Annotated in this window: 10 protein-coding genes; all 10 read left to right on the top strand. The window is 39.4% G+C overall.

All coding sequences use genetic code 11. The annotated features are described in order from the left end of the window. Positions 1–22 precede the first annotated feature (22 nt). On the top strand, positions 23–934 hold the full coding sequence (gene ypfJ / locus I593_RS01580; RefSeq protein WP_016165835.1) for a KPN_02809 family neutral zinc metallopeptidase: 912 nt from the start codon (positions 23–25) through the stop codon (positions 932–934). Between the two features lie 646 nt (positions 935–1,580). After that, the gene (locus tag I593_RS01585; RefSeq protein ID WP_016165836.1) at positions 1,581–2,915 is read left to right on the top strand and encodes a DcaP family trimeric outer membrane transporter; all 1,335 of its coding nucleotides are present in this window, start codon (positions 1,581–1,583) and stop codon (positions 2,913–2,915) included. Between the two features lie 304 nt (positions 2,916–3,219). Beyond that, the gene (locus tag I593_RS19700) at positions 3,220–3,669 is read left to right on the top strand and encodes a hypothetical protein (protein ID WP_016165837.1); all 450 of its coding nucleotides are present in this window, start codon (positions 3,220–3,222) and stop codon (positions 3,667–3,669) included. Positions 3,670–3,887: 218 nt separating this feature from the next. Further along, on the top strand, positions 3,888–5,129 hold the full coding sequence (gltS, locus tag I593_RS01595) for a sodium/glutamate symporter (protein ID WP_016165838.1): 1,242 nt from the start codon (positions 3,888–3,890) through the stop codon (positions 5,127–5,129). Between the two features lie 78 nt (positions 5,130–5,207). Continuing rightward, positions 5,208–6,686: an alanine/glycine:cation symporter family protein gene (locus I593_RS01600; protein ID WP_016165839.1), complete on the top strand. Its 1,479-nt coding sequence runs from the start codon at positions 5,208–5,210 to the stop codon at positions 6,684–6,686. A 323-nt stretch (positions 6,687–7,009) separates the two neighbouring features. Then, entirely contained in the window at positions 7,010–7,939 is a 930-nt protein-coding gene (locus tag I593_RS01605) for a patatin-like phospholipase family protein (protein ID WP_228130553.1), read from the top strand. A 476-nt stretch (positions 7,940–8,415) separates the two neighbouring features. Next, the gene (locus I593_RS01610; RefSeq protein ID WP_016165841.1) at positions 8,416–8,940 is read left to right on the top strand and encodes an acyl-CoA thioesterase; all 525 of its coding nucleotides are present in this window, start codon (positions 8,416–8,418) and stop codon (positions 8,938–8,940) included. A 153-nt stretch (positions 8,941–9,093) separates the two neighbouring features. After that, positions 9,094–9,675, top strand: a complete 582-nt coding sequence (locus I593_RS01615; protein ID WP_016165842.1) for a TetR/AcrR family transcriptional regulator — start codon at positions 9,094–9,096, stop codon at positions 9,673–9,675. Next, positions 9,676–10,881 (top strand): MFS transporter, encoded by a 1,206-nt coding sequence (locus I593_RS01620; RefSeq protein ID WP_016165843.1) that lies wholly within the window; start codon positions 9,676–9,678, stop codon positions 10,879–10,881. Further along, positions 10,881–11,774 (top strand): LysR substrate-binding domain-containing protein, encoded by an 894-nt coding sequence (locus I593_RS01625; RefSeq protein WP_016165844.1) that lies wholly within the window; start codon positions 10,881–10,883, stop codon positions 11,772–11,774. The genes I593_RS01620 and I593_RS01625 overlap by 1 nt, the downstream gene beginning before the upstream one ends. The last annotated feature ends 103 nt before the right edge of the window (positions 11,775–11,877 follow it).

Below are 11,877 nucleotides of genomic sequence, written 5' to 3' on the forward strand. Positions count from 1 at the left end.
CATAAAAATAAGGAATAAGGCTATGCGTTGGAAAGGTCGTCGTGTCAGTAGCAATATTGAAGACCGTCGTGGCGGTGGTGCAGGTCGCAAAATGGGTGGCTTCAGTATTCTTGGCTTGGTGGTTGCATTTGTCGCGTGGAAATTTTTTGGAGTAGATCCGCAGCAAGCGTATCAAGTCACGCAACAAGTGACACAACAAGCTTCGGTCAGTACGGAAACCAAAGGTTTAGATAATCCAACGCCCGAGCAACAAGAAGCCATGGATTTTGTTGGAACAGTCTTGGCTGATACCGAAGACACTTGGAATGTGGTGTTTCAACAGCAATTGAATCAGCAATATACCGCACCAAAACTAGTCATGTTTACTGGGGCTGTGAATTCAGGTTGTGGTGCGGCACAAGCGGCTATGGGGCCGTTTTATTGTCCAGTCGATCAAAAAGTTTATATTGATACGACTTTCTTTAAAGATATGCGTCAGCAAATGGGCATTGGTGGTGAACAAAACCAGACTGAATTAACTCGTCAAGATCAAGCTGGGGACTTTGCTCAAGCCTATGTGGTTGCACATGAGGTTGGACACCATGTGCAGAACCTTTTGGGAATTTCTGATCAGGTTCATAAAGCACGCACGCAGACTTCGAAAGTTGAAGCGAATCAATTGTCCGTGCGTCAAGAATTACAAGCCGATTGTTTAGCAGGTATTTGGGCCTATCATAACCAGCAGCGCACTCAATTTTTGCAACAGGGTGATATTGAAGAAGCGATGGATGCTGCGCATAAAATTGGAGATGATTACTTACAGAAGCAATCAACTGGGCAGGTTGTTCCTGACAGCTTCACCCATGGTTCTAGTCAGCAGAGGATGAAATGGTTTCAAGCAGGTCTTAAATCAGGCAACTTGAAAGACTGCGATACCTTTAAGCAACCGATTTAGTCTTTAAGCGAATACAAAAGGCGTAATTAAAATTGCGCCTTTTTTTATACCATAAGGTTGTATTGAGCATGCATTGTATTCAAAGCATTTTAGATCTTATGACTGACTTAAATATTGATGTTTAAGTTTGGTTAGAGATGATATAGCGAGAAGGTTAAAGCATTGCACACATGTGAAGTTTAAATGTCGTATTTACAGCAGTAGTTCGATGTTTGTATTGATGTTCTGACTTTGTTATTTCAGTAAATAAGCAGGATATTGTGAAATATGCGTTAAAGAATTACACGTGGAAATAGGAAATTCAAAGGTATTAATTTAAGAAAAAACCACATCTAATAGGTTGATTTCAATACCTTAAAGGTATTGCTTTTGATGAGAATCATCATCTTATTTAAACGTTACTTTTAAAATAATGAATTATGATTCACTATTTATGAATAATAATTCGATACTTATATCGAAAAGACAAAGACTTAGTCTTAATTTTGTTGCAAACGGAATGGTAATTTATATAAAAAACAAAAAAATAGTCTTCGACTAAAGCATATATAGTCGATATAACACTTATCTGTCACATTTTGGCTCAAGAAATGTTCAGTGGAATGAACAAACAATAATTTAAACTGTGATGGATAGGGAATTTAGGATGACGACTCAAAAGATATCTGTACGTTTAAAAACGTTAGTATTAGCGATGGGTGTGGTTGCAGCAGGAACTGTACAGGCAGATACCAATACGGAAGTTGAACAATTACGTAAAGAAGTTCAAGAGTTGCGAGGCATGTTAGAGCAATATGCACAGCAGCAAAAGCAAATGAACACACAGCAGCAGAATTATCAGGTTCAGGCAACTGCTCAACCTGCACCTGCAAAACCAGTAGCAGAAAAAAAAGGCTTAGGGATTACAGTAGGTGGGGCTGAAGTTAATTTCTATGGCAATGTTCGCGCAGATGCAACTTATCAAATTGATGGTGGCCCAAGCAGAGCGCATCCATATAACCAAATTAATAAAGCTGCTTTAGAAGGGACAACAGGCAATAGCGATATTTTCAAATCGACTTTGGCTGCAACACGTTTAGGTTTTGACTTTAAGACGCCAACTCAAGCGGGGGATGTTGCTGGTAAAGTCGAAGTCGACTTTTTGGGTAGCAATGATACTTTACGTATCCGTCATGCATACTTAACTTATGCTAACTGGCTCATTGGTCAAACATGGTCAAACTTTGCTGTGCCTGATTATATGCCAGAAACGATTGATGCTTTAGGCTATGTGGGTGGTGCTGTTAAGCGTACGCCACAAGTACGTTATACCAGTACTTTTAGTCCAGAAACCAACTTGATCTTTGCATTGGAAGATTCTAAATATAGCGATAATTCGGGTACTACTTTAGGTTCAGATCCAGATAACCAAATGCGAATTCCAGCACTCACAGCACGTTTGAATCATAAATTTGCCAACAATGCTGGTATTATTTCAGCACGTACTATGGTAGCAGACAAGCAAACTTCTGATGATGAAAAAGTGGCTTGGGGCGTAGGCTTAGGAACAAAATATAATGTAACGCCAAGTACAACCTTAAAAGCTGATTACTACCATGTCAAAGGGGATAGTAGTTTTGTCTCTTGGTCGAACCCTGGTTATTCAATTGAAAAACCTGGTGGGAATATTCAACAAAGTGAATTTGATTCAATTACGGTCGGTATTACTCAGCAGTTTAATCCAAAGTGGCGTGGCACGTTGGGTTATGGTTATATGACTCATGATGAGGACTTGGATTATATTAATGCCTCAGCGAACCCTGCTGCATTAAACAAAGACTTATGGCAAGCTTGGGCGAATGTATTTTATAGCCCAATCAAACCAGTGAGTTTAGGTCTTGAATATACCTACGGTGAACGTGAAACATTCTCTACACCAACCTTAACTAGTAAAACAGGTGAAGAAAACCGTGTAAACGTGGTTGCACTGTATAATTTCTAAATATTCTGTTCAAACAAAAAAAGAGGCTTATGCCTCTTTTTTTGTTTATTTAAACAACTACTTAACCTAAAACAAAAGGTACAAAAAGATAATTCCTGAACAGAAAGTAGATTAAATTAGAAACACTTAAAGTAGAGTTTAAAAAAAATAATAAGATTTTTAGTAAAAATTAAGCATAATGTTGCGCTTTCGTTTTTGATAGATATTGATTAAAAAATTGATATTGTCGTATAGCTCTATTTGTGTTTACCCAATGTAAATAGATTTATCACTTGCAAATTACCAAACGAACAAGGAGCTTAGAATGAGTTTATCCCTCATGAAGAAGCCTGCAATTCGTCAAAGTTTGGCAGTTACCATGGCAACTTTGATGATGACAGTGACTCATGCAGCGTCTGCTGAGCAAGAGGAAATTGCACAATTACGCGTGGATGTCGAAGTATTAAAAGCTTTGATTCAACAAAATTTTCCACAAGTAAAACAAGCACCATTGGTAAGCAACACAATAAAACTAAAAACGACAATATCTACAGTTGTTGAGAAAACACCGGTTCATTCTGCTGCAACAACCGTAAACACAACTTATCAATTCCATCCTAAGGCTCAGAGTACTTTAGGAGATGGCCTTATGTTGGCAAATGATATGAATAACTTTGCTGACAACTTAGCATCCACAGATGCAATACAGATTAAGACCTTGCAACAAGGTTGGCGCAATATGATGCCAGTCACGCTAGGGATGAAATATGTCTAAGGGAAGCGAGAAACTTTCGCTGGGAAATAAGGAAAGATAATCGCGTTGGTGTTATGACACGTTACGATTTCTAAAAACTCTTGCTCTAAAAGTCAAACTACAAACGCTTTGTACCAGCCGCGTGTTTCACTGTTTGTACAAAGCGAATTGCAGCTTTTTTGACATAGAGCGTTATTATTTATCTGTATAACAACAGATAAAATTGACGGACAAGAATTATGGCACTTACTTTTAATGCGTTTTATACACTGATTGCAGCAGTCATTGTATTGTTGTTGGGTCGATTCCTTGTGAATCGCATCGACTTCTTACGTCGTTATAATATCCCTGAACCTGTGGCAGGTGGTTTAGTTGCGGCTGTTCTCTCTCTTGTTGTATACAACATTTGGGGGTTCAGCATTAGTACCAGTAGCGAGTTGCAAACCAGTTTCATGTTGATTTTCTTTGCTTCGATTGGTTTAAGTGCAAACTTCTCTAAACTTAAAGAGGGTGGCATGGGCTTGGTGATCTTCCTGATCGCTGTTGCTTCATTCATTGTGGTACAGAACTTTGTTGGTATAAGTCTGGCGACTTTACTTGGGATTGATCCACTCATTGGCTTAATTGCAGGTTCAATTACTTTAACAGGTGGTCATGGTACTGCGGGTGCTTGGGGTGAAATTTTAGAAGTTAAGCATGGCATTCATGGTGCATTGGCACTGGGTATGGCAAGTGCGACTTTTGGTCTAATCATCGGCGGTTTAATTGGTGGTCCATTGGCGAAAATGTTGATTAATCGCTATCAACTTGCTCAAGCCAATACAGATGCTCAGATCGAGAAGCGTGATCATACGCCAATGACAGACCAAGAGGCGGAAGAGTCTGCGCCGTTTGAATATCCGCATCAAGTACGCTTAATTACAGCAGATAATGCAATCACTACCTTAGGGATGTTCGCCGCATGTCTGGCTTTTGCCGAGTTCATGACAGGTTTTAGTAAGGGTACATGGTTTGAATTACCAACTTTTGTTTGGACTCTGGGTGGAGGCGTAATTCTTCGTAACATCCTTGAAGGTGTATTCAAAGTAAATATCTTTGACCGTGCGATTGATGTGTTTGGTAATGCATCACTTTCTCTGTACTTAGCAATGGCTTTACTTTCGCTGAAATTATGGCAACTTGCAGACCTTGCTGGCCCATTGGTTGTGATTCTAGGTGCGCAAACCATCACTATGGCATTGTATGCAGCATTTGTGACCTTCCGAGTCATGGGTAAAAATTACGATGCAGCCGTACTTTCTGCGGGTCATTGTGGTTTTGGTATGGGGGCAACACCGACTGCGGTTGCCAATATGCAAGCCATCACGAACATGTATGGCGCTTCACATAAAGCATTTTTGATTGTTCCACTTTGTGGGGCATTCTTCGTTGACTTAATCAACGCAACTGTTATTCAAATTATTCTTAAGTTCTTTGCTTAAGAGAAAGCAAAAGGTCTTGGTCACAAGGCCTTTTTTGAATTGCGAAATACTATCTGCTGAGTCTTTAGGAATAAGGAAATGAACGAACAACTCAATGCCACACTGATGTCGTGGGTAAAATTTTTTAATGACCCTTTATGGGATTTCCTAGTTATTTTCTTACTGGCTGTCGGTATTTTTTATACGGTCTTAACAGGTGCAGTGCAAATTCGCATGTTCTTGCAAAGTATCCGAGTGATGAAAAGCAGTCGTACAGAAGGCGAAGATGAGCATGGTCTTACACCTTTCCAAGCATTTGTAACAGGTCTTGCGAGCCGTGTTGGGGTAGGTAACATTGCTGGTGTAGCAATCGCTATTGCAATTGGTGGTCCTGGTGCAGTGTTCTGGATGTGGGTAACCGCTGTTCTTGGGATGAGCTCGGCTTTTATTGAGTCTACGCTTGCTCAGCTCTTTAAAGTTAGAGATAGCAAGAGCAAACAGTTCCGCGGTGGACCAGCTTACTACATTACCCAAGGTTTACGTAGTAAAACCTTTGGCGTGGTTTTCGCACTAGCATTAATCTTTACTTACGGTTTTGTATTTAACTCAGTACAAATCAATGCAATTGCTAATGCATCTTCACATGCATGGGGTTGGGATAAAGCCAATCTTATTGCTCATTTAGGTGGTGTTGATTTAGAAATCTCTTGGGTTGGTCTTGCGCTTGTCGTTTTAGTGGCATTGGCAATTTTTGGTGGTATTAAGCGTATCGCTAAATTTGCAGAGATGTTTGTACCTTTAAAAGCAGGTCTTTACCTATCTGTTGCTCTCTATATTGCAATCAGTAACTATGCAATTTTGCCTGATATTTTAAAGCTGATTGTGACTGAAGCTTTCCATTTTAATGCTGCGGCAGGTGGTTTCTTTGGTGCTGCTATATCTATGGCGATGATGCAAGGGATTAAACGTGGTTTGTTCTCAAACGAAGCAGGTATGGGTTCTGCACCAAACGCAGCGGCTGCGTCTGATGTAAAACATCCTGTAAACCAAGGTTTGGTACAAATGCTGGGTGTGTTTGTAGATACGTTCATTGTCTGTACAAGTACAGCAATCATCATTTTGGTTTCTGGTGTATACCAAGAGGCAGGCTTTGTTGGTGTTGAATTAACTCAACGTGCATTAGAGACTCAAGTGGGACATTGGGGGTCAGACTTCCTTGCAGTTCTATTATTCTTATTCTGTTATTCAGCTGTACTCGGTAACTATGCTTATGCAGAAGGTAATGTACAGTTTATTAATAACAACCCGAAAGTCATGTTCATCTTCCGTATTTTTGTATTGGTGATGGTGTACTTCGGTGCAATTGGTAGTGTTCCGCTCGTTTGGTCAATGGCTGACTTGTTTATGGGTATCATGGCAACCATTAACCTGATTGCAATTTTATTGTTAACACCGATGGCACGCACATTGTTGAAAGATTACCGCGAGCAATTAAAACAAGGTATTAAAGAACCAGAATTTAAAATTAATAAATATCCAGAGTTGAAGAAAAAAGTCGATTCAGATATCTGGTCATAAAAAAGATTACCTGATACTAAAAAAGCCAGTCTGCATCTGCAAGGCTGGCTTTTTTATTTTGCTGATGATGATCTGATTAGATAAAGGTTTTAACCTAGCACATTGAAACCACATTGCAAAAATGCAGCACAGTCTTCATGATTTTACGTTTTTTATTCATTATCTTAATGAGCTAAGGTTTCATTTTTACGAAATGCAACAGTGAAACCATCTATTTTGCATAGAATAACTATGAGTCACGATCAGAGAGTTTACCTACCTTGAAACCGCTTCAATCTAGTTTAGTTATTGGCATTATTTTGGGAATGTTCTCGGGGCAGAGTATGGCTCAGTCATCATTATTGCCCTCTGTCCAGCCAACAACTACACCTATAGTTGCTGAAGCTCAAGTGCAGGCGAATCGTATCGACTTCAAAAAACTCAAACAAACAGAACATCGTCCGATTGTGGCATTGGTTTTGGGTAGTGGTGGTGCACGTGGTTATGCACATATTGGCGTAATTCAGGTGCTAGAGCAATACGGGATTCATCCAGATTTGATTGTGGGCACCAGTGCAGGCAGTGTAGTGGGTTCAATTTATGCCAGTGGGAAAAATGCCCAACAATTACGTGAGATTGCGCTGAATATGAAAGCCAATGATGTCCGTGATATAAAACTGGCAATGACGGGTTTCTTTGACGGTCAAAAAGTTGAAAATTATGTTAATGAACAAGTGCTCGACACACCATTGGAACTTTTAAAAACGCCAATGTATGTAGTGGCGACTGAGCTAAAAGAAGGTAAAAAAGTAGTTTTCAATTATGGTAATACGGGACAAGCAGTCCGCGCCTCAGTTTCTATCCCCAGTATGTTCATTCCCACAAAAATTGCAGGAGAGGAATATGTCGATGGTGGACTCGTCAGCCCTGTGCCTGTGAATGTTGCTCGGGAATTAGGTGCAGATATTGTGATAGCTGTAGATATTTTGGCGCAACCTGAACATACCGAAACCAAGAATGTTTGGGGTCTCTTTAACCAAAATATCAACATTATGCAGAATCGTTTGGCTCAAGAAGAATTAAAACATGCTGATATTGTCATTCAGCCAGATTTACGTGAAAAAGCGCATATCTTTGATATCAAAGGGCGTGAAGAAACCATGCAGGCAGGTATGAATGCTGCGGATAAACAATTAAGCAATATTCTGAAAGTCTTCGATCAACAGAATTATTCACGCGGTTATAAAATTCCTCAATATTCTGTTCAAAACTAGCTTTGTGCCACTCAGAAACATTAGAGTTTACTGTTTTAATTCATTTTATCGAGCGCGTGAAAATAAGAACAACGATTAGCCCGTTTCTTGTGGAGAGACCAGTTAATTTAAGCAGAATGTCATTTTCAACTGATCTGTCTAAATTCATCCAATTTTAAAATTTTCAAAAACTTTCACTTTCTCATTTCTGCTGGTGGAGTGTTTTTTTCAGGTTCTAAGTCATTGAAATAGAACTTTGCGAAGATAAGGTCGGTGATTAAGTTATGATCATTATTGAATGTCTTTAATATAAATATAATAAAATTATAGGCTTATATTAAAGTTGAGCGCATTAATATATATTTTACTGAATGATATGGTAATCACTATAAATAATAGTGATGACTTAATTGCCGATTTGAACATGTTATTTATGACAAAAGTTATATAATAATGCGTACATATTCTACTATCTTTGCAAGAGTCTAGAGAACGCGATGTCCCCATTAGATCAAATTACTCCAATTTTAGATGATCAGTCGGAGTTGACCATGTCTGTATTGATGACTCCAGATATGGCAAATTTCTCGGGTAATGTTCATGGTGGAACTATTTTAAAGTTGCTGGATCAGGTGGCTTATGCCTGTGCAAGTCGCTATTCGGGTAGTTATGTTGTGACACTATCAGTTGATAAAGTGAATTTTAAAGAGCCGATTCATGTCGGCGAATTGGTCACTTTCCTTGCCAGTGTAAACCACGTAGGCCGTACTTCTATGGAAATCGGTATTCGTGTAGAAGCACAAAATATTCAAAAGCGTACGGTACGACATACCAATAGCTGCTACTTCACCATGGTTGCAGTGGACGAAACAGGTAAGCCTAAACAAATTCCACCATTAGACTTAAGCAATGAATGGAAGCGTTGTCGTTTTGAAGCTGCAGAACAGCGCAAAGTAGCTCGTTTGCAGGAAAATCATCACCCTTCTTGTAGTATTTATAAAAAGTCTTCAGCAGCCAGTTAAAATTTAACTGTGTTCAAGCGAAGCCCGTGAGTGTACTAACTTACGGGTTTTTTTATGTCACTGATTTATAGTCCTTAGTCTTAATCCTCTAGTTTAGCCAGTGAAATTACATTAATATAAAACGATACGTATCGTTTCGATTTATGGTGGTTTATGTCTGAGTTAGAAAAATCTTCACGTCGTAAGCAATGTATTTTAGATGCTGTAATCACAGCTTTAGAAGATTATGAATACAGTAAATTGACAATTGAAGAGATCGCTGCTCGGGCAGGTGTGGGTAAGTCCACCATCTACCGTTGGTGGAAACATAAATCTGACTTGGTCTTTGAAGCATTTAAGCAGGAAACGGCTTCGGTATTTGAACTGGATTATGCACAAAGTTTGGAATTTAATTTAAAACAACAATTACTCAAGTTATCGCATGCTTTAAATCGTCCAATAGGACGAGCATTATTGGTGGTGTTATCCGAGCATCGTCAAGCCGCAGGGGAGTTCTTTAGCCAGTATTTATTACCCCGCCGTGAAGCGACCCGCAAGTTAATTCAATTGGCCATTCAAAATGGAGAGATTCGTGCCGATTATCCATTTGAACTGATGCTGGATACCTTATATGCACCGATTCATTATCAGATGATCTTCTTTAATCATCAGCCTGATGATGCTTATATTCAGGCATTGCTGGACATGGTGCTACAACCTGCCCGTGTGAATGCTGGCAAGAAAGTGAGTCCATAAATGAAATCGGCACTATGTGTAGACAGGCTATGGAATCGGGCATTCATATTTTGTGTTTTAAATAATCTATTTTTATTTACCTATTATTTTGCCTTGCTGGCAATTTTACCTGTGTACATCATGAAAGATTTGGGTGGCACAGTCAAAGAAGCAGGCTTGGCACTGACATTATTTCTGATTTCATCCATTTTGGTACGTCCATTTTCAGGACTGATTTCGGAAAAAATTGGCAAGAAGCTCAGTTTTCGTGGCTCAGAATTATTCTTTGTGCTGTTTGCATTTAGTTATTTATGTATCGACAGCATGTGGAGCCTGTTATTGGTGCGTTTTATTCATGGCATATGGTTCAGTATTTTAACGACAGTCACGGTACCTGTTGCCAATGAGTTTATTCCTGAGCAACGCAAAGGCGAAGGCATGGGCTATTTTGTCATGTCGACCAATTTAGGGGTTGTGTTTGGCCCCTTATTGGCTTTAACCATTACCCAATATGCCAGTTTTACAGTGTTATTTGCCATTTTATCGGGACTGATGACGCTAGGATTTATTTTCTGTTTGTGTATTCCTATTCATGATGAAGACAGCCAGTCTTTAGTCAAGCCATCATTATCCAGTTTAACACGACACGATATTATTGAGTTTCGAGTTCTGTCAGTGGGGATGGTGGCGTTATTAACTGCATTTGCTTATTCGAGTGTGATGAGCTTTATTGCAGCTTATACTGAAACCAAACAGTTGATGGCGTACACCAGTAGTTTTTTTCTGGTCTTTGCCTGTTCCATGATTTTGGTTCGACCTTGGGTAGGACGTTGGTTTGACCAAAAAGGTGCCAGTGTGGTGATTTATCCGTCCTTTATACTATTTGCGATTGGTTTGGCGGTGGTGAGTCAGTTGAATCAACCGTGGGTGCTCTGGTTATCAGCAGTTCTCATTGGTATAGGTTATGGCACGCTATTTCCATGCTTGCAGACTGTTGCGATTCAGAGTGTACCAAGGCAACGGATTGGACATGCAATTTCGACCTACTTTACGTTGTTTGATTTAGGTTTAGCGGTGGGTTCCGTCATTATGGGCGTATTAATTGCCTATTGGGGCTATGCTGTGACTTATCTGTTTTGTGCCATGATGACTTTAGTTACACTGATGGTGTATCGAGTAAAAGTGGCAGCTAAGGTTGTATCTGTTCAACAGGAAGGAGAACACTGATGGAATTACGTCATTTACGCTATTTTGTTGCAGTGGCTGAAGAGTTAAATTTTACCAAAGCAGCACAGCGCATGTGTACCGTGCAACCTTCTTTAAGCCAGCAAATTAAAGATTTAGAGCAAGAGGTTGGGGTGCAATTATTAGTTCGCTCTAACCGTAAAGTGGAATTAACAGAAGAAGGGAAAGCATTTTTAAAAGAAGCTTTGCTCAGTTTGGAGCATGCAGAAAAAGCCATTCAGGATGCGCGTAAAGTCGCAAATATTAGCAAAGACCAATTGCATATTGGTTTTGTACCTGTAGCAGAAATGAAAATTTTTCCCTACATCATGCCCAATATTCGGGCGCATTTTCCTGATTTAAAAATTCATTTCCATAGTTTGACTGATGCAGATCAATTCAGAGCCTTAAAGAAAGGCGACATTGATATTGCTTTTACCCGTTATGTTGATGAATCGAGTGAATTGGAATTTGTACAAATCTTTAATGAACCATTGGCACTCATTGTGCCTAAAGATTCAGCCGCAGCAGCACAGCGTCACGTCAGTATCAAAAGTTTTAATCAGCAAGATTTTATTATCAGCGATGAAGGGGCTTCGCCTCAACTTTATAAAATTATTCAGGACTTTTTTAAACAATCCAAACTCAATGTAAATGTAGTTCAGCATTCAACCAACATTCTTTTAAATGTGAATTTGGTGGGAATGGGTGTAGGTTGGAGTTTGGTGCCTGCTTATGTGATTCCCTTATTGGGCGATAAAATTGTGGTAAAAAATACCATTGAACCTTTGCCGACCATTGGTTTGTATGCCAGCTATCGTAAAGAGCAGCGTAGTGAAGCGATTGAACTGATTTTAAAAATTTTAAAAGAACAATTTTATACTGGAATTTTCTAATTCAGCACTGAAAATATGCTCCAATTCTAGGTCATGGATGACAGAATCGCTACGCAGTGATGAGCTAAGCTATGCTAAGGTAGCGCAAAATAACAATAGTGGA

This window comes from Acinetobacter tandoii DSM 14970 = CIP 107469, assembly GCF_000400735.1.
Taxonomy (GTDB): Bacteria; Pseudomonadota; Gammaproteobacteria; order Pseudomonadales; family Moraxellaceae; genus Acinetobacter; species Acinetobacter tandoii.